An 18,339-nucleotide genomic window follows, 5' to 3' on the forward strand; every position below is an offset into this window, starting at 1 on the left:
TAATCTAAAAGATTACACTCTGCTGGCGGTTTCACTCCGTGTGAAACACTTGTAGGGCCTTACGAGTAATGTTTCCCCGATTTTGGGATGGCAAAGGTATGAAAATTATATGAATTCCATAAAAATTATTACTATTTGAGGGGCGGAATACATATTAGGCTCGCAAATTTACTGTTGTTACCCTGTTTTTCAGTTACCTTCGCATCCAGAAATGACAAAAAAAGGCATCAGGAAGATTATAGAAAAGTCGGTACATTTATTCTTTATACAGTTGAAATACAGCATTTTACTGTTGAAAAGAAAAATGACGGAAAGGCAGTTTTTGATTTTCTGCTGTTTGCTAGTCGGGAGCCTGGCCAGTCTGGGAGCGATCGCATTAAAACTTTTTGTCGTAAATCTGGAACATTTCTTCTTTGAGAGCTCCAGTTTGGGCGATATTGTCTGGTATCAGGCGCTGACCCCGATCCTGGGCATTGGTCTCAGCAGCTTGCTGATCGAGAAAGTTTACCGGTCCAGTTTTAGAAAAGGCAATGACAAAATTGTATACGCCATTGCCAAAAAATCGTCTGACCTTCCGTTGAGCCAATGTTATTCACATATTACTACGGCTGGCCTGACAGTTGGCCTAGGTGGTTCCTGTGGCCTGGAGTCGCCGATGGTTGCCACCGGTGCTGCCATTGGATCCAATCTGGGCAGGGCTACTTTCCTGCCCTATAAAGAAAGAACACTTTTATTAGCCTGTGGAATTGCCTCCGGTATCTCTTCAGCATTCGGCGCACCGATCGCAGGGATTCTATTTGCCCTGGAAGTTTTAATGATTGATGTCTCTATTGCATCTTTTATCCCGCTTTTGATGTCCTCTGCGACCGGAGCACTACTCGCGAAGGTAATACTAGGAGATAATGTCCTTTTAACTTTTAACACCATAAGGGACTTTGATTCCAACAATATTTTCCTATACCTTGGTTTGGGGTTACTGGCGGGATGCCTTTGTCTGTTTTATACACGAACTTATCACTGGATCGACCATAAATTTGTTGCTATGGGTAGCCCTGTCAGGCGTTGGTTGACTGGATCGTTGTTGCTGGCTGTATTGATTTTTTTATTTCCACAGATCTTTGGAGAGGGGTATATGTTTATTAAGACCCTGGCCGAGACAGGACAAATTCCACATAATTCTATTCTTATTGCCCATACGCATAACGAATGGCTGATCTGGCTATTTATATGTGGCATTATGATTTTTAAGATCTTCGGCACAGCATTTACAATAATGGGAGGTGGTAACGGAGGTAGTTTTGCACCTTCGCTGGTGATCGGAGCTTTACTGGGATTTGTGGTGGGGCGTTTCTTTCAACTCATCGGTTATACGGATGTTCCTGTAACTAATTTGATTGTGGTCGGCATGGCCGGTATGCTTAGCGGGTTGTTTTTTGCTCCGTTGACCGCTATTTTTCTTGCAGCTGAGGTGACCAACGGTTATTCGTTGTTTATACCGCTGATGATGGTGGCTGCCATTAGCTTTTTTGTTGTAAAATCTTTTGAACCACTATCCCTGGAAATGAAAAAGCTTTCTCAACAGTCTGAACTTGATCCTACAGACAGGGACAGGTTTGCACTCAGCCGTCTGGAACTTAGATTCCTGATTAGCAAGGATTACCCGGCTTTTCACCTGCACACCGAACTTGCAGAGATGCTGGATATTATCCGCAGTACAGATAAGGACGTTTATGCTGTAATAGGAGATGGGGAGGTGCAGCAACTACAGGGTGTGATTTATCTTAATGATATAAAAACAATATTGTTTGATGATAAAAAGAGAGAGGAAAATGCCAAGGTGACGGCCGGTGATTTGATGATGAAACAAAGCACATTGACTATTAAAGATGATATGCATTCAGCTATCCACAAATTTGAGAAGCTCCACTCAGCTAAAAATGTGTTGCCCGTTGTAGATGAAGACGGTATCTGGCTGGGATTTATCTCAAAGGCTTCCATCCTGGATAAATATCGCAGCGAAATCATCAAGATGGCATAATGCCAAAAACCTATTACCTTTGCATGGAGATTCGCCCGTCTGATATACGGGTCCATATTTTTAATGGAACATTCGTCCTTTTACAGGGCGGATGTCTGAAACAAAAACCTACATGGCAATATTACACAACCGCGTCTCCGGTGAGGAGCTTAAGAAGCGTTTAATAGAAGAACCATTTAAGCGCATTACTATTAGCTATTATCAATATTTCCCGATCGTCAATCCACAGGAATTTAGAGATGAACTTTATAAAGCACTTTTCCCAATGGAAGTCTTTGGCCGTATTTATGTGGCTAAAGAAGGGATGAATGCCCAGATCAGTGTACCTGAACATCACTTTAATGCCTTTAAACAGTATATTCATAGTCTGGATCATCTACAGGATCTGCGGCTCAATATAGCCGTTGATGATGACGGCAAATCATTTTGGGTACTAAAGATCAAAGTCAGGGATAAGATTGTAGCGGATGGCATTAAGGATCCTGCGTTCAATATGGAGAAAAAAGGTAAGTATGTTAACGCCAGTGAGATGAATGCACTTCTGCAGGACCCTGAAACGACAGTGGTGGATATGCGAAACCACTATGAGTATGAGGTCGGTCATTTTGAAAATGCCATAGAAATTCCTTCTGATACTTTCAGAGATCAATTGCCCATGGCGCTTAACGCTTTAAAAGGAAAGGAAGATAAAAATATCGTCATGTATTGTACCGGTGGCATCCGCTGCGAGAAAGCGAGTGCTTTTATGCTGCATAATGGATTTAAGAATGTCTTTCATCTGGAAGGCGGCGTAATTCACTATGCACGTCAGGTAAAAAATGAGGGGCTGGATAGTAAGTTTATTGGTAAGAATTTTGTGTTTGATAACCGGTTAGGGGAGAGGATCACTGAAGATGTAATCGCTCATTGCCATCAATGTGGGAAAGCCTGTGATACCCATACCAATTGTAAGAACGATGGCTGCCACCTCTTGTTTATTCAATGCGATGAATGCCGGGATAAATATCAGGGTTGTTGTAGCCAGGAGTGTCTGGATACCATAGAAATGCCGCTGGAGCGTCAAAAGGAGCTGCGCAAGGGCATCGATAAAGGGCGCAATATCTTTAATAAGTCAAAAGTGCGCATTAGGCCCAGATGGAGCGAGGTGCACGGCGACAACAATGAAGGTGCCGCATCGTCACCTGATTCGGCTCCTATTGAAAAATAGGTATTTGTTGACCAGTGACCTATGATTGCTGCTTTAAAAGTAACTCCACTTGTTTTGTGATAGGAGTATGTCAACTAAAGGTATCTTAAATGGCGCACAGTTAAGCCATTATTGATCAATTGTTTCAGTGAATCAATGCCGATCTTAATATGGTTGTCGACATAGGAAGAGGTAACTTTCTTGTCGCTTTCTGCTGTTTTGACCCCTTCAGCGACCATCGGTTGATCACTTACGAGCAATAATGCTCCTGTAGGAATCTTATTATAGAAGCCGACGGTAAAAATGGTGGCGGTTTCCATGTCGACAGCGTAGGCACGGATTTTCGTCAGGTATTTTTTAAAGGCATCATCATGCTCCCAGACTCTTCTATTGGTCGTGTATACGGTCCCGGTCCAATAATCCACCTTATAGTCTCTGGCCGTTGTGGAAATTGCCTTTTGAAGAGCGAAGGCCGGAAGTGCCGGTACCTCCGGCGGAAAATAATCATTAGAGGTGCCTTCCCCCCGAATAGCTGCAATAGGGAGAATGAGATCACCGATCTTATTTCTTTTCTTGAGGCCGCCGCATTTCCCTAAGAATAAAGCAGCTTTTGGCTTGATCGCGGAAAGCAGATCCATGATCGTGGCGGCGCCGGGACTGCCCATGCCGAAGTTAATAATCGTAATATCCCCCGCAGTGGCACATTGAAAGGGTTTGTCTCTTCCCACCACTTTGACCTTGTTCCACTGAGCGAATTTCTCCACATAATTGGCAAAATTAGTAAGCAGTATATACTGTCCGAAGTTTTTCAATTTTTCACCGGTATAGCGTGGAAGCCAGTTGGTGACAATTTCGTTTCTGGATTTTAACGGCATATTATATAGTATTAAAATAAACGTGACAGGTATTCACGAATATAAACATTTTATATAACCTTCAGGTGTAAAGGTACCTAGTTGGTTCACAATTAACCAAAAATTGGTATTGACAAACAGTAAACGGCTTGCCTCTCATCTGGCAGAATGGTGTGTGGCTTAAATAAAAATAATTTCTTTTCTTGCCGCAACAACAACCGGGTATGCTTACTTTTGAGGTATGTTACACATTCAGTTTCCGGAACCTGATTTCCGGTTCCAGGGCGAGCGAGGGCAGGAAATGATCTGGGATTCCATTCGTAGAAAATGGGTTCGCCTGACTCCTGAGGAATGGGTCCGGCAGAATTTTGTCCGGTATCTGACGGGGGGAAAGGGCTATCCGCCTTCTTTGATAGCGATCGAAAAGCAGATTCGGTTGGGTGAACTTAATAAAAGGTATGATATAGCCGTCTATCACAATACGCATCCCTGGCTGGTGATAGAATGCAAAGAACCGGATGTACCCATAAATCAAAAAGTGCTGGAACAGATCCTAAGATATAATTCCCGGCTTACAGCTGCCTATCTCGTTCTGACCAATGGTCACCAGCATTTCGGCTGGCAGATCTGTGAAGGCCGATTTAAGTTGTTAGACGCGTTACCTGACTGGCCGGAGCTCGTCTGAAAACAGGCAGAGAAGAGAATTTTTTCAAAATATATAAACTAACAAATGTTTGGGTGATTATTTTTACATAGTTTTGCAGGGCAAAGGCCCAAAAACGAGAAAGAAATGCGAAAAAACTGGTGGAAATTATTGACATTTATTCTGTTGATCTACGTGTGTATAGAAGGTTTTCTTGTCAAAGTTCCGGTCCTGGATGGACGTCTGCAGCAATCCATTAGAAACTTATTTTTCCATGTTCCTATGTGGATGGCTATGATGGTGCTGCTGACAGTCTCTGTCGTTTATGCTATTTTATATCTAAGATCCGGTAGTAAAAAGAATGATATTATCTCTCTGGAGTTTGCCCGCACTGGCCTGCTATTTAGCTTTATGGGGCTAATTACAGGCATGATCTGGGCCAAATACCAATGGGGCGCCTATTGGAGTAATGATCCCAAACAGACCGGCGTTGCGATGGCTATGCTGATTTACTGCGCTTATTTTGTATTAAGAGGTTCGATGAACGACATCGATAAAAAAGCCAAAGTAGGTGCTGTTTATAATATTTTTGCCTTCTGTATGCTATTCCCTACACTCTGGATCATGCCCCGCCTGACCGAGAGCCTGCACCCGGGAGGTATGGGCAGTGAAGGCAACCCGGGCCTTAACCCCAATGATACCAGCGCCGCCCTTAAAACAGTTATGTATCCGGCCTTTATAGGATGGGCGCTGCTCAGTGTTTGGGTGGCTACGCTATTTGTACGGTACAGAACTTTACTGGAGAAAAAACTGGACCGGGCTACCGGGTAAATACAATATGTAACGAATTCATAACCAATCATTATCTGTTTTATCTCTGATTTAAATCATCATCAAAAAGTCACTTATTCCCATGAACATTCTCAGAAAAGCCCTCGCCGTTGCTATGATTCTCTGCATGCATAATGCGCTAATAGCCCAGACAGTGGAAAATACCGGCAGCGAAGACTTTATGAATAGTAATGGAAAAATCTATGTTGTTGTTGCGGTAATTGTTGTAATCGTTATCGCCCTATTTGCCTATCTCTTTTACTTGGATAGAAAGATAGCCAGAATGGAAAAGGAGCATGATCAACAATGATATATAATCCATAAACATTCAAACAATGGCAGAACAAATCAGTTTCTTTGAAAATGTCAATAAGAACTTTGACAAAGCCAGCAAATTCACCCATTGGCCCGCAGGGCTGTTAGAGCAGATCAAAGCTGCAAACTCCGTATTAAGATTAAGATTTCCCTTGAAAAGAGATGATGGTTCACTGGAAGTAATAGAAGCTTACCGCGTACAGCATTCGCATCATAAAACACCCTGTAAGGGAGGAATTCGTTTCAGTGAAGAGGTGGATCAGGATGAAGTCATGGCGTTGGCGGCACTCATGACGTATAAATGTGCTATCGTCAATGTGCCTTTCGCCGGCGGGAAAGGCGGTATTAAGATCAACCCAAAGAAATACAGCGAATTCGAGCTGCAGAAAATCACAAGACGTTATACGTCCGAACTCATCAAAAAGAATTTTATCGGACCCGGAATTGATGTACCGGCACCCGATTATGGAACGGGCGCCCGTGAAATGGCCTGGATACTGGATACTTATATGTCCATGAATCCGGGTATGATCGATGGCGCAGCCTGTGTGACAGGTAAACCTGTTTCCCAGGGAGGTGTCAGAGGGCGGACTGAAGCGACGGGTCTCGGCGTATTTTTTGGTGTTCGGGAGGTGTGCAATACCCATAAGGTGATGGATAAAGTAGGATTACCTATGGGGGTCGAAGGTAAGCGTGTCATTATTCAGGGTTTAGGTAATGTAGGGTATCACTCTGCAAAATTCTTTCGTGCCTATGGCGCAAAAGTGATCGCTATTGCGGAGTTTGAAGGCGCCATATACAATGAAGAAGGGCTTAATGAAGATGAAGTATTCCAGCATCGGAAAAAAACTGGATCCATCCTTAATTTTCCTGGAGCGACTAATCTGCCAACCAGTGATGCTGCGTTGGAAACAGATTGCGATATTTTAATACCTGCCGCTCTGGAAAGTGTTATTCATGAGGGCAATGCGGATAAGATCAAGGCAAAGATCATTGGTGAAGCGGCCAATGGCCCTTTAACACCGGAAGCAGATGCCATTCTAAATGCTAAAGGAATTGTGATTATTCCGGATATGTATCTGAATGCCGGAGGTGTTACAGTGTCTTACTTTGAATGGCTGAAAAATTTGAGCCATGTCAGGTATGGCAGAATGGAGAAGCGTTTTACCGAAAACATGAATAAGCAGATATTGGCCCAGCTTGAAGATATGACCGGTAAGAAAGTCAGTAGTGCAGAGAGAGCTTTTATCGAACATGGGGCAGACGAAGTGGACCTCGTTTATAGTGGTCTGGAAGAGACGATGGTTTCTGCCACCAGGGAAATTCTGGATGTTTGGGATAGCAATGATGCGATCCCGGATATGCGTACAGCCGCTTATATCGTGGCGATCAATAAAGTAGGTACCTCTTATGACGAGTTGGGTATCTTCCCATAAATAGCTGAATTTAAGTTTTTAGAAGACCATCCTTTGTGCAGTCTATGGTACAGTGGATGGTCTTTGTATAAAAACAGGATCGGGCAAGGATTTGCTGATTAATTGCCGTAATTTTGCCCGGAATACACAAAATTATTCATACCCTATATTTACTATAAAGATGACCAGTGAACATTTAAAAGATATAAGAGACCGCCTATTGGTTTTGAGGAGGTTTCTTTGACGTCGAGAATCGACAACAAAAGTTAGAGGAAGATAGAAGATTGAGCGTTTCTGCTGGTTTCTGGGATGATAATACCCGGGCTACGCAAACGATGAAAGAAATCCAGATACTGGAATACTGGTTGCATCTATATGAAGATGTAGAAACCGCGGTAGAGGATTTTGCTGTACTCTTTGAGTTTTGGAAGGCAGGTGATGCGACCGAACAGGAGACACAGCAGGCGTACGATCTGTCCCTTGAAAAACTGGAGGAAGCAGAGTTTAAAAGTACACTGAATCAACCTGAAGATGAACTGCCGGCAGTTGTTCAGATTAATTCTGGTGCAGGAGGTACGGAAAGCCAGGATTGGGCTGAAATGTTACTGCGCATGTATAGGATGTATGGTGAGAAACAAGGTTGGAAAGTTACTGAAATGGATTATCAGGAAGGAGATGGTGCTGGGATCAAAACGGCCACATTGGAATTTGAAGGTAGCTTTGCTTATGGGTTTCTGAAGGGAGAAAGTGGCGTACACAGACTTGTCAGAATCTCTCCATTTGACAGTAATGCAAGAAGACATACTTCCTTTGCGTCTGTATATGTTTATCCACTCATTGATGATTCTATTGAGATTGAGGTAAATCCGGCTGATCTGGAATGGGAGTTCTATCGCAGTGGTGGTAAAGGTGGCCAAAACGTCAATAAAGTGGAGACGGCCGTTCGGTTAAAACATATTCCTTCTGGTATTATCGTAGAATGTCAACAATCCAGAACTCAGGGTGAAAATAGAGAAATTGCGCTGACCATGCTGAAGAGCCGCCTTTATGAAGAAGAGCTTCGGCGCCGCCAGGAGCTGCAGAACGCCACCAATGCAAACAAGAAAAAAATAGAATGGGGTTCGCAGATCCGCAGTTATGTTTTTCATCCTTATAAAATGATTAAGGATCATCGTACCGATTACGAAACGGGCAACGTTCAACCTGTTATGGATGGGGATCTTGATGGCTTTATTAAGGCCAACCTCATGTCACAGAATGTAGATTGAATATTGGCTACGGTGGCTTTCTAATATATGAAAGATAGCTGTGGCCTTCTTACATAAATTGCCGGGTAAGTTTCTTACCATTTTAAAGATAGACGAGACAATGGCTCATTTGCAACAACAAAAGGGGACTCAGGATCTATTTCAGGCTTTTAAAAAGCAGCTTGAAATATGTTTTCCTTATGTGTTGAATGGCTTTGCCGGTAATCGCCATAACCAAACCCAGTGGTCAAGGCGGCCGGTATTGCTGGCGATCAGCGGGGGAATGGACAGCATGGTACTCGGTCGATTGCTTTTTGATATGGGAATTCCGGCCATCTGGGTACATTGCAATTTTCATTTAAGAGGGGAGGAGAGTGACCGGGACGCATCCTTTGTTCGCTCTCAGGCAGCACTTATAAAAACACCTTTAATTGTCAAGGATTTTCATGCCGGGAATCAGGCCACCGAATGGAAAATGTCCATTGAAGAAACTGCCAGAAAGCTTCGGTATGATTTCTTTAAAGCACTAATAGCAAAAGATAAAGTGGCATGGGAGGGTATTGATTTACCTGATCCCGCTCCTGAATTCTTAATGACCGCTCATCATGCAAACGACCAGATAGAGACCTTGCTTTTGAATTTTTTCAGGGGTTGTGGTATTAGTGGCTTGCATGGAATTCCTGCAAAAAATGGAAACATACTCAGACCGCTGCTTGCATTTAAACGATCATCGCTGTTTAATTATGCAAGATCTGCCGGGATAGACTGGGTGGAGGATTCAACGAATCAATCTACAGACTATACGAGAAATTATCTCCGCAATAAAATTTTACCCGAGTTAAAAACGATTTATCCTGTCATTGAAGATACACTGTTAGATAACCTTCAGCGGTTCAGTCAGGCAGAAGTTTTATATCAGGCAGGCCTTGAGAAATATAAAAAGCGGCTGTTGAATTTTCAGGATGGTCACTTATACTTAAGTGTGCGGTTGCTGCAAAAGTCGGGTATTGCCTTAACCCTTCTTTGGGAAGCATTAAGGCCTTATGGGTTTGGATATAGGCAACTTCCCGAAGTAGAAAAATTATTATCGTCTGAGAGTGGTGCTTATCAGGATAATGCAGCAAAAGATTATCGTATTTTGCGTAACCGGGCCCATTTAGTTCTGTCACCACTGAATGAGAAAATTGCCGGAATCATTTTAATAGAAAAAGGCGTGCAAGCCATTGAGTTCCCAGCCGGCAGACTAGAGCTCTCCGTTCAACAAGGAGTCCCATCTAAAATCCTGACAGACCCGACCGTGGCTATGATAGACAGTAGAAAAATTTCCTTTCCTTTACTGCTCAGAAAATGGAAGCCGGGTGATTACTTTTATCCGCTGGGCATGCTTAAGAAGAAGAAGGTTGCGCGCTTTTTAATTGATCAAAAAGTAGGTATGCATGAAAAGGGACAGATATGGGTATTACTTGAGAGCGGAGGGCGTATTATTTGGGTGGTGGGACACCGACTGGATGAGCGGTTCAAAATTACACAAGGGACAAAAAATATTCTTAAACTTAAACTACTACCGACAAACGATTGCCCTAAATAAAGGGCAGCTCGGGCGAATGTGTTATATTCGCAGTTTAAAATCTATTATTTATATGGCCAACCAGAAGGACAACGCAAATACACCGGAGCATCTTAATATTGAGATCAGTGAGGAGGTGGCAGAAGGTACTTATTCGAATCTGGCGATCATTACGCATAGCAATGCAGAGTTTATTGTAGATTTTGTAAATGTTATGCCGGGTAATCCGAAAAATAAGGTAAAATCCAGGATCATCCTTTCACCGATGCATGCCAAAAGGCTGCTAGGAGCACTGGCGGACAATGTTCGTCGCTTTGAGAGTGAAAATGGAGAAATTAAGGATCTGGATGCCATTGAAATCCCTATGAATTTCGGAGGTCCTGCAGCACAAGCTTAAGCACGTTTTTTTCAAGTACAAATTATAATTCTATGAGTTTAGGTTATTTTAATTATCCTTTGCCGGCTAATGAACCGGTTTTAGGGTATGCTCCCGGGTCTGCGGAGAGAAAAGCCCTCAGCAAAGCCTTGGCTGATGCTAAGAAAAAGAAGTTAGAAATACCCATGTATATTGGTGGTCGCGCCGTAAAAACCGGCAAAAAAGTTGAAATTCGCCCCCCTCATGAACTGAGCCACACGCTGGGCTTTTTCCATCGTGGAGATGATAAACATATTAACCAGGCGATCGACGCTGCCCTGAAGGCCAAAAGTAGCTGGGAGGCAATGCCCTGGGAAGACCGGGCGCACATCTTTTTAAAAGCAGCAGATCTTATTGCTCAGAAGTACCGTGCCGAACTAAATGCGGCCACAATGCTTTGCCAGAGTAAGAATGCTTATCAGGCGGAAATTGACAGCGCCTGTGAACTGATCGACTTTCTACGGTTCAATGTACATTTCCTCAGTAAGATCTACCGGCAGCAGCCCAGTGACAGCCCCGGTGTAAAAAACCGGACGGAATGGCGTCCGCTGGAAGGATTTGTATTGGCTCTTACGCCGTTCAATTTTACGGCCATTGCGGGTAATCTGCCCACCAGTGCAGCCCTTTGCGGTAATGTGGTAGTCTGGAAACCGGCTGATACTCAAGTCTATAGTGCGCAGCTTATTATGAAAATACTGAAGGAAGCAGGCCTTCCTGATGGCGTTATCAACCTCGTGTATGTCAGTGGGCAGAAACTGGGTAAGATCGTGTTCTCTCACCCTGATTTTGCTGGCATTCACTTCACTGGCTCTTCTGCGGTATTCAACACGATCTGGAAAACCATTGGAGAAAATATCAATCGCTATAAATCCTACCCAAGAATCGTTGGGGAAACAGGGGGTAAAGATTTCGTGGTTATTCACAAATCTGCCAATATTGATGAGGCTGTCACAGCCCTGGCAAGAGGTGCATTTGAATATCAGGGACAGAAATGTTCTGCCGCTTCAAGAGCGTATATCCCTTCTAACCTGGCAGACCGGATCAAGACAAAGCTCATCAATACTGTGAAATCCTTCAAAATGGGGCCAGTAGATGATTTTAGTAATTTTATCAATGCTGTCATTGATGAGAAGAGCTTCGATAAGATATCCAATTATCTAAAAAACGCAGCGAAAGACCGAAAAGCCAGCATTCTGGTGGGAGGAAATTGTGATAAAACGGAAGGCTATTTTGTCGAACCGACAATTATTGAAGCCAAAGATCCTAAGTATGTTACCATGTGCGAAGAAATCTTCGGCCCGGTATTGACAATATACGTTTATGACGCGGATAAGTTTGAACAAACGCTGGATCTGGTGGACAGCACTTCTCCATATGCCTTGACTGGTTCTATTCTGGCCCAGGACAGACAGGCAATTGCCTTGGCTACAGAGCGTTTGCGTTTTTCTGCTGGCAATTTCTACGTTAACGATAAACCAACAGGCGCGGTGGTAGGACAGCAGCCATTTGGTGGTGCCAGGGCTTCTGGTACCAATGATAAAGCTGGCAGTGCCCTAAACCTGTACCGGTGGTTAAGTGCCCGTAGCATTAAAGAAACCTTGAATCCGCCAGTAGATTATACTTATCCGTTCCTGGCCAAGGATGCGGAGCAATAACATACCCCTATATTAGAGGAAATCCACTTTCTTAGGAAGGTGGATTTTTATTAGGATCAATAGACTGGTAATTTTACAAATAAATTCGGAATTCTAGAGAAAAAACCTATATTTTTGCGCCGTAAATTACGAGTAATCTTATATTAAATTAGATAAATATATTATGCGACAAATAGCCTTTCGTGAAGCATTGCGTGAAGCGATGAATGAAGAAATGAGAAGAGATGAGCGTGTATTCTTAATGGGAGAAGAAGTAGCTGAATACAATGGTGCTTACAAAGTGAGCCAGGGTATGCTGGCTGAATTCGGTCCTAAACGTGTGATTGATACGCCTATCTCCGAATTAGGCTTCACCGGTGTGGCTGTAGGCGCTGCTCAAAACGGATTATTGCCTATCGTAGAATATATGACCTGGAATTTTGCTGTTTTAGCACTCGATCAGATCCTGAATACGGCATCTAAAATGCTGGCTATGAGTGGAGGTCAAATTGGCTGCCCTATCGTATTGCGTGGACCCAACGGTAGTGCAGGACAGCTGGGTGCCCAGCATTCTACGGCTTTTGAAGCCTTATATGCCAATATCCCCGGTATTAAAGTGGTATCCGTGTCGAATGGTTATGACGGTAAAGGTTTATTGAAACAGGCCATCCGTTATGAACAGGACCCTGTGATCTTCATGGAAAGTGAAGTGATGTACGGTGATAAATGTGAAGTGCCTGAAGAAGAATATTATATAGAGATTGGCAAGGCAGCGATAAAAAAAGAAGGCAAAGACGTTACTATTGTATCTTTCAATAAAATGATGAAGGTTGCGCTGGCTGCGGCAGAAGAACTGGAAAAAGAAGGTATTAGTGCCGAAGTAATCGACCTTAGAACGATCCGCCCACTGGATTGGAGAACCATTCTGGAAAGTGTTAAAAAGACCAATCGCCTGGTGATCGTGGAGGAGCAATGGCCGTTTGCTTCTGTCAGTTCAGAAATTACTTACCGCATTCAAAAAGAAGGTTTCGATTATTTAGATGCACCTATTCGCAGAATTACTGCTGCTGATGCACCGATGCACTATGCTCCTACACTGGTGGAAGCTTATCTGCCCAGCGTCGGCCGTGTCGTTAAGCTGGTTAAAGAAGTGATGTACCTGAAAAAATAACTGAAAGGTTATTCAATATATTTTTATCCGTCATCTGTTATTGGACCCACAACAGATGACGGATTTTTTTTATCTGAAGAATTATCAGTCTAGGTAAGGGGCTGTTTTACTGCCTGTTAAACGAGAAATCAGGCTTTAAAGCAGAGTGGTTATGTATACGCATTTTCATATAATTATCTGCCTCTTAATGATCGTGTTCCGAACTTACAGAGGTAGGTATTTGCTCAGCAATGATTTATTGGATAGTGCCTTTGCAGACGATATTATTTGCTGCTAAATACCATTGATGTACGGTTGCCTATTCACAGGCAGGGTGTTCTGTCACGGACAATTGCGGGAACAATATTGTTTCCGGCCATATCTTTGATAATCCCGTTCTAAAAACCCCTGCCGCTTAATATCAGTGTGCAAACTGTACAAGTCGGGTCTGCTTTCTCTGATGAGGAGGACTTCTACCGTATACAGACTGATTAACGAGATATTGTGTGGTTTAATGACCAAGAAGGCGGGGTGCGGATATCTACCCAAAGACATAGACTAAAAGGTGTCTTACATGCGGGTATGCCGTCATTTACCGACTGTAGAATTTTGTTGAAGTCAGATATCAACGTGTCTGTTACGAAGCCCGGCCTTGACCGTGTATCGATGGATCAGCGCCCCATAAGATAGACATTATCACCGCTGATCAGAGAAACTTTATAGGAGATACGTTCTGCATTTCTGCTACTGGGAACCTTAAGTGTCGTCGTTTTGCCGGCATTTATTTTTCCAGTCTGGAGGGTTTCTCCTTGAATGAATTTTCCTTCCTTATCGTAATATTTAATTTCCACGACGGCTATATTGAGGTCATCTTTTGAAGTATTATGAACTCTAATTTTCACGTTTTTAATACCCGGTTCCGGCGCCTTATTCAAGGACAAACTAACATAATCTGCTATACTTGCCGCTTTTTGTGCTTTTTTTTCAGGCGCCTTTTTTTCAGGCGCTTCCTTGGCTGTTGTTGTCACAGGTGTATCCGCTTTTTTCTCTACCGGGGCTGTTGCCTTTGCCGGAGGAGCCTTGACCGTATTTTTATCCGTACTGCTGTCTTTTAGGGCCGTTGTTTTTTGTGCTGTCACGGATGGAGTAGTGGAGGCTGAGGTCCGCGAGGGAGTTTGTGCGGCTTTCTCTGAGACCTTGGCTAACCTGCTGCTATCCTTAACGGACTTAGGTTGCGAAGTGGTGTTCACGGCATTTCCAGTTGGCTTATGCATGGGAATAGCCGCCGGCCCGTCGGTCTTGACTGTATTGTTTTTTTGTGAGTCTTGCCGTTTGCTGCCCGCAGTTGAAGAATCACGAACTGCAAGGCCGGTTGCCGCAATGCCCGAATCTGTAGAAGGCGTTGTAAATTGTTTATATCCCCACCAGGCCAGAAAGCCAATACCACCAATGATGATAATCGGAAGAAAGAATTCCTTAAAAAAATGGGAGTTTTGTGGACGAGCAGTCGTCCGAACTGGCTTAGGAGTGGGGTGGTGCCGGACTTCTCTGAGCGGAGCTTCATCCAAGTTTTGGATCTGAGGGTGTATTTTTTGATGCGCATTTGCGGCGGCATGAGCCGCAGCAGATCCACTTGTATACATTTGTGTGGACTCCAGAGGTTTTTCTATCCGTGAATTTTTGGCCCGTTCTTTTACCTTCTCATTTATATTGACGCCCGTCTTATCCACTGGTGGCGGAACAGTTGTCTTTTTTTTGGGCAAGGCTGAGGGCATGCGTTTAAACGGAGAGGGTCCGGCCGAAGGTTCTGGTTTAGGAACGGTCGCCTCGGGTTTTACCTGGTCCTCGTCCTTGATTTCTATCAATTTCTTATCTGCAGTAAACTTATATTTTGGTTTGGGTGTACTTTGCAACCCCTGTTGCAGTTCAGCAAAACTATTGGGCGATTTCCACTCGGAACCGCCATCGATCTTGATCAGGTCGCTGGAATTGAGCCCTTGGCTGAGTAACGCCTCTTTGGTAAACGGGCCCTTTTCGATGTTATTTCTACGTAACCAGTATTGCACTTTTGTTTTAAAGGATTGACATAAAAATAGGGAATATCAAAGACTTAAAAAAACGAACAGTAAAATTAGGATTATTTTATCCCATAACTGGCCGAAAAATTCTCCAAAATACTCATTAGCAATTATTTTGCCATTTTATTTTGCCTGGAATTTTCAAGCTAAATATTTTGTACGGCAGCCGGATTTTTAGCGCCGATTTAGGCATAAATTTCGTAGCTTTACGCCTTACATGCAAGGCGTAAATTCGCTTTAGATATTTTTTAATTATATATGGAAGAAAATAAAGATTTGTTACCCGAAGAAACGGGTGATCATGACCGGATTATTCCCGTCAATATCGAAACTGAAATGAAAACCGCCTACATCGATTATTCGATGAGCGTTATTGTCGGAAGAGCGTTACCCGATGTCCGCGACGGGTTTAAACCCGTTCATCGCCGCGTTCTTTACTCTATGAATGAGTTAGGGAATCATAGCAATAAACCTTATAAAAAGTCTGCCCGTATCGTCGGGGAGGTAATGGGTAAATACCACCCTCACGGTGACTCTTCAATTTATTTTACAGTCGTCAGGATGGCCCAGGATTTTACCATGCGTTATACGTTGGTGGATGGCCAGGGTAATTTTGGTACCCAGGACGGGGATAGCCCGGCTGCCATGCGTTACACTGAGATCCGCCTGTCCAAGCTGGCAGAAACGATGTTGGAAGATATCGAAAAAGATACAGTGGACTTTCATCTGAATTTTGATGATTCCCTGGAGGAACCCAGTGTATTGCCTACCAGGATTCCTCAGCTTTTACTCAACGGTTCCAGTGGGATCGCCGTTGGTATGGCGACCAATATGATGCCTCATAATCTTACGGAGGTTGTTGACGGATGTTTGGCCTATGTTGACAATAGGGACATCGCGATTGAGGATTTAATGAAAATAGTCAAAGCGCCTGATTTCCCGACAGGGGGAATCATCTTTGGCATGGATGGAGTGAGACAAGCCATGATGACTGGCCGCGGACGTGTCATGGTCCGAGGCAAATGCCATGTGGAGACCAAAGAGTCAGGAAGGGAAAAGATCGTTATTACAGAAGTACCGTATCAAGTCAGTCTGGATGGACTTACTGATAAGATCGGTCAATTAGCGACCAATAAAGTGGTAGAAGGAATAGCCTATGTTAATAATGAGACGAGTAAAAGAGGGGGTATCCGTATTGTTGTAGAACTCAAAAGAGATGCCGTGGCCAATGTGGTCATCAACCAACTCTATAAATATTCTGAGCTGCAAACCAGTTTTGGGATTAATAATGTGGCAATCTGTAAAGGGCGCCCACGTACGCTAAATCTCAGACAACTGATCGCTGAATTCATTGAATTCAGAATGGATGTAGTCATCCGCAGGTCCAAATTCGAACTTAAGAAAGCAGAGGAGAAAGAACATCTTTTAAGAGGTTATCTAATTGCACTGGATAATTTGGACGAAGTGATCCGGATTATTCGTGAGTCTACCAATCCGGCTGAGGCTAAAGAAAATCTGGTCGCCGCACAGCTGAAACTTAAAAATTCTCAAATTATCCAACTCCTGGGTGAAGCGACCTCAAATGAATTCCTAGATGAAGTGCAGGCACAGGCCATTTTAGAAATGAGATTGCAACGGCTTACCGGCATGGAAAGAGAAAAGATCCAGGCTGATTATAATGAGCTTATGCAGTTTATCGCCAAATTGAAGCATTTACTCGCCAATGAGGACGCCCGTTATGATGTGATCAAGGAAGAGCTTCTGGAGGTTAAAAATAAATATGGAGATGAAAGAAAGAGCACCATTGAGTATAACGCCAACGACATTAGTATCGAGGACTTGATTGAAGAGGAAGATGTGGTCATTACGATCTCTCATCTGGGTTATATTAAACGAACTTCGGCCTCTGAATACCGCCAACAAAGACGTGGTGGCCGTGGAGGCAAGGGAGCCGCTACCAGAAATGAAGATTACGTTGAGCATTTATTCGTAGCTTCTACCCATGACACCATGATGTATTTTACAGAAAAAGGGCGGGTGTTTTGGCTGAAAGTCTATGAAATACCGGAAGGAGAGAAGAATGCAAAAGGCAGAGCCATTCAGAATCTGATTCAGATACCCGGTGACGATAAAGTGAGAACGATTATCAATGTGAAGAAACTAACGGACGAAACCTATGTAAATAGTCATTATGTTGTTTTATGTACCAAGAAGGGAATTATTAAGAAGACGGCGCTTAAAGATTTTAGCCGCCCCAGGGCTACAGGGGTAAACGCCATCACAGTTAACGAAGGAGACGAATTACTGGAAGCTATGTTAACAGATGGCCAAAGTGAAATCATGCTGGCGGTTAAGAGCGGTCGGGCGATCCGTTTCCCTGAAGCCAAGGTGCGTCCAACCGGCCGGGGTGCCATTGGTGTAACGGGTATAGAGGTAGATGCGAAAGATGACGAAGTGGTCGGCATGATCCATGTAGATAAAGAAGATTTAGATCATACTGTATTGGTTGTCAGTGAGAAAGGGTACGGTAAGCGGACCCGGATCATTGATGAGATGGGAGAAGATGTTTATCGTGTAACCAACAGGGGAGGCAAAGGTGTAAAAACAATTAATGTAACGGAAAAAACTGGCAAGCTTGTTGGTATATTAAATGTTACAGAAAAGCATGATCTGATTATCACCTGCAAATCAGGTATCACACTGCGTACGGATGTGGCGGCAATTAAGGAAGCAGGTAGAAACACGCAGGGGGTTATCCTGATTCGTCTGGATGACGGCGATGAAATTGCAGCTATTTCTAAAATTGATGAACAGCAAATGGAAGAACCGGCCGAGGAGATAATTGCAGAAGGAGCAGATGTTATCCCGTCGGAGACTTCTAGCGGGGATAACGATCAATCTGAAAAAGATGACGATCTGCCAGATGCAAAAAGGGACATTGAAGAAATGTAGAATGGATGCAACGG

14 protein-coding genes are annotated in these 18,339 nt (G+C 43.5%); 12 read left to right on the top strand and 2 right to left on the bottom strand.

Translation table 11 applies throughout. The features are described 5' to 3' along the window. Positions 1–271: 271 nt before the first annotated feature. On the top strand, positions 272–2,038 hold the full coding sequence (locus K9M52_RS14935) for a chloride channel protein (protein WP_224069232.1): 1,767 nt from the start codon (positions 272–274) through the stop codon (positions 2,036–2,038). Between the two features lie 112 nt (positions 2,039–2,150). Further along, on the top strand, positions 2,151–3,245 hold the full coding sequence (gene trhO, locus K9M52_RS14940) for an oxygen-dependent tRNA uridine(34) hydroxylase TrhO (RefSeq protein WP_224069233.1): 1,095 nt from the start codon (positions 2,151–2,153) through the stop codon (positions 3,243–3,245). 74 nt (positions 3,246–3,319) lie between these two features. Here the strand turns inward: trhO and K9M52_RS14945 are convergent, their stop codons facing one another. Further along, positions 3,320–4,099 (bottom strand): AMP nucleosidase, encoded by a 780-nt coding sequence (locus K9M52_RS14945; protein ID WP_224069234.1) that lies wholly within the window; start codon positions 4,097–4,099, stop codon positions 3,320–3,322. A 220-nt stretch (positions 4,100–4,319) separates the two neighbouring features. Between K9M52_RS14945 and K9M52_RS14950 the strand changes: the two genes are divergently transcribed. The 9 genes from K9M52_RS14950 (at position 4,320) to K9M52_RS14990 (ending at position 13,316) form a co-directional block, all read left to right on the top strand. After that, positions 4,320–4,763 (top strand): type I restriction enzyme HsdR N-terminal domain-containing protein, encoded by a 444-nt coding sequence (locus K9M52_RS14950; RefSeq protein ID WP_224069235.1) that lies wholly within the window; start codon positions 4,320–4,322, stop codon positions 4,761–4,763. A 105-nt stretch (positions 4,764–4,868) separates the two neighbouring features. Next, positions 4,869–5,552, top strand: a complete 684-nt coding sequence (locus tag K9M52_RS14955) for a cytochrome c biogenesis protein (RefSeq protein WP_224069236.1) — start codon at positions 4,869–4,871, stop codon at positions 5,550–5,552. Between the two features lie 82 nt (positions 5,553–5,634). Next, positions 5,635–5,862 carry a CcmD family protein gene (locus tag K9M52_RS14960; RefSeq protein WP_224069237.1) on the top strand — a complete coding sequence of 76 codons (228 nt, stop codon included), beginning with the start codon at positions 5,635–5,637 and terminating at the stop codon, positions 5,860–5,862. A 25-nt stretch (positions 5,863–5,887) separates the two neighbouring features. After that, entirely contained in the window at positions 5,888–7,303 is a 1,416-nt protein-coding gene (locus K9M52_RS14965) for a Glu/Leu/Phe/Val family dehydrogenase (RefSeq protein ID WP_224069238.1), read from the top strand. A gap of 160 nt (positions 7,304–7,463) precedes the next feature. Beyond that, a protein-coding gene (prfB, locus tag K9M52_RS14970; RefSeq protein WP_224069239.1) for a peptide chain release factor 2 occupies positions 7,464–8,550 on the top strand; the annotation gives its coding sequence in 2 pieces (ribosomal slippage) (positions 7,464–7,523 and positions 7,525–8,550; 1,086 coding nt in all). A 100-nt stretch (positions 8,551–8,650) separates the two neighbouring features. Next, positions 8,651–10,117, top strand: coding sequence for a tRNA lysidine(34) synthetase TilS (gene tilS / locus K9M52_RS14975; RefSeq protein ID WP_224069240.1), 1,467 nt, complete (start codon positions 8,651–8,653; stop codon positions 10,115–10,117). Between the two features lie 52 nt (positions 10,118–10,169). After that, positions 10,170–10,493: a DUF3467 domain-containing protein gene (locus K9M52_RS14980; RefSeq protein ID WP_224069241.1), complete on the top strand. Its 324-nt coding sequence runs from the start codon at positions 10,170–10,172 to the stop codon at positions 10,491–10,493. 32 nt (positions 10,494–10,525) lie between these two features. Then, positions 10,526–12,166 carry an L-glutamate gamma-semialdehyde dehydrogenase gene (gene pruA, locus K9M52_RS14985; RefSeq protein ID WP_224069242.1) on the top strand — a complete coding sequence of 547 codons (1,641 nt, stop codon included), beginning with the start codon at positions 10,526–10,528 and terminating at the stop codon, positions 12,164–12,166. 163 nt (positions 12,167–12,329) lie between these two features. Then, positions 12,330–13,316 carry a pyruvate dehydrogenase complex E1 component subunit beta gene (locus tag K9M52_RS14990; RefSeq protein WP_224069243.1) on the top strand — a complete coding sequence of 329 codons (987 nt, stop codon included), beginning with the start codon at positions 12,330–12,332 and terminating at the stop codon, positions 13,314–13,316. A 650-nt stretch (positions 13,317–13,966) separates the two neighbouring features. Here K9M52_RS14990 and K9M52_RS14995 read toward each other — a convergent pair. Beyond that, complete coding sequence (locus tag K9M52_RS14995) at positions 13,967–15,361, bottom strand: FxLYD domain-containing protein (RefSeq protein WP_224069244.1); 1,395 nt, start codon at positions 15,359–15,361, stop codon at positions 13,967–13,969. A 270-nt stretch (positions 15,362–15,631) separates the two neighbouring features. Between K9M52_RS14995 and gyrA the strand changes: the two genes are divergently transcribed. After that, a complete protein-coding gene (gene gyrA, locus K9M52_RS15000) occupies positions 15,632–18,325 on the top strand; it encodes a DNA gyrase subunit A (RefSeq protein ID WP_224069245.1) in 2,694 nt (897 codons plus the stop codon). Positions 18,326–18,339 lie beyond the last annotated feature (14 nt).

The organism is Arachidicoccus terrestris, from assembly GCF_020042345.1.
Lineage (GTDB): Bacteria > Bacteroidota > Bacteroidia > Chitinophagales > Chitinophagaceae > Arachidicoccus > Arachidicoccus terrestris.

Bases quoted from the DNA above. Each gene is read 5' to 3' on its own strand.
- K9M52_RS14965 (WP_224069238.1), top strand. From the start codon at position 5,888: ATGGCAGAACAAATCAGTTTCTTTGAAAATGTCAATAAGAACTTTGAC.
- trhO (WP_224069233.1), top strand. From the start codon at position 2,151: ATGGCAATATTACACAACCGCGTCTCCGGTGAGGAGCTTAAGAAGCGT.
- K9M52_RS14960 (WP_224069237.1), top strand. From the start codon at position 5,635: ATGAACATTCTCAGAAAAGCCCTCGCCGTTGCTATGATTCTCTGCATG.
- K9M52_RS14990 (WP_224069243.1), top strand. From the start codon at position 12,330: ATGCGACAAATAGCCTTTCGTGAAGCATTGCGTGAAGCGATGAATGAA.
- K9M52_RS14950 (WP_224069235.1), top strand. From the start codon at position 4,320: ATGTTACACATTCAGTTTCCGGAACCTGATTTCCGGTTCCAGGGCGAG.
- pruA (WP_224069242.1), top strand. From the start codon at position 10,526: ATGAGTTTAGGTTATTTTAATTATCCTTTGCCGGCTAATGAACCGGTT.
- K9M52_RS14945 (WP_224069234.1), bottom strand. From the start codon at position 4,099: ATGCCGTTAAAATCCAGAAACGAAATTGTCACCAACTGGCTTCCACGC.
- K9M52_RS14980 (WP_224069241.1), top strand. From the start codon at position 10,170: ATGGCCAACCAGAAGGACAACGCAAATACACCGGAGCATCTTAATATT.
- K9M52_RS14955 (WP_224069236.1), top strand. From the start codon at position 4,869: ATGCGAAAAAACTGGTGGAAATTATTGACATTTATTCTGTTGATCTAC.
- gyrA (WP_224069245.1), top strand. From the start codon at position 15,632: ATGGAAGAAAATAAAGATTTGTTACCCGAAGAAACGGGTGATCATGAC.
- tilS (WP_224069240.1), top strand. From the start codon at position 8,651: ATGGCTCATTTGCAACAACAAAAGGGGACTCAGGATCTATTTCAGGCT.